Below are 501 nucleotides of genomic sequence, written 5' to 3'. Positions count from 1 at the left end.
ATTGCATCAAACAAACAAAAGGTCCCCAAATTTTGACCAATCCCGCTTTCGGTGGATTTCCTTCTAAATCTTCAAACTGTTCAGAACTAAGGACCTTGAAAACTTGCGGTTTATCATTTTTATTCACCGCAATAACCATGTTTTTAAAAAGAGCAAACGACCATTTATTCTCTTCATTTGCTTGATAGGTCACACCACTTTGGCTAATGTCCTTCCAACCTTTGGTTTGACTATCATAACTGTAAAGCTTTTGCTTGCCTCCTACGATTATCTTAACACCATTGCCACTTCTAAAGGCGATTGAACCCAAGGGCTTTTCTTCCAAAGGATTAGAAACAACCATTGCACTAGGCATGGGTATGTAACCACCATCTGCCGGTAAAACATTCACAAGGCTATCCGTAAAACTGCCGTTGACAACCGCAACATCTGGTCTGTAATCGGCTACTGGAAAATAAACCATCTTAAAAATCCGTTGGTATTATTCTGGTCACGTTATGA

At 39.7% G+C, this 501-nt stretch carries 1 pseudogene; it reads right to left on the bottom strand.

The features are described 5' to 3' along the window. Nucleotides 1–463 (bottom strand): annotated as a pseudogene (locus ACFIK3_RS09915) (hypothetical protein); the annotation flags it as partial. Between the last annotated feature and the right edge of the window lie 38 nt (nucleotides 464–501).

The sequence above is a fragment of the Bartonella sp. CB10SXKL genome (assembly GCF_042195515.1).
Classification (GTDB): Bacteria; Pseudomonadota; Alphaproteobacteria; order Rhizobiales; family Rhizobiaceae; genus Bartonella.
This window is presented reverse-complemented; position numbering and strand designations above follow the sequence as displayed.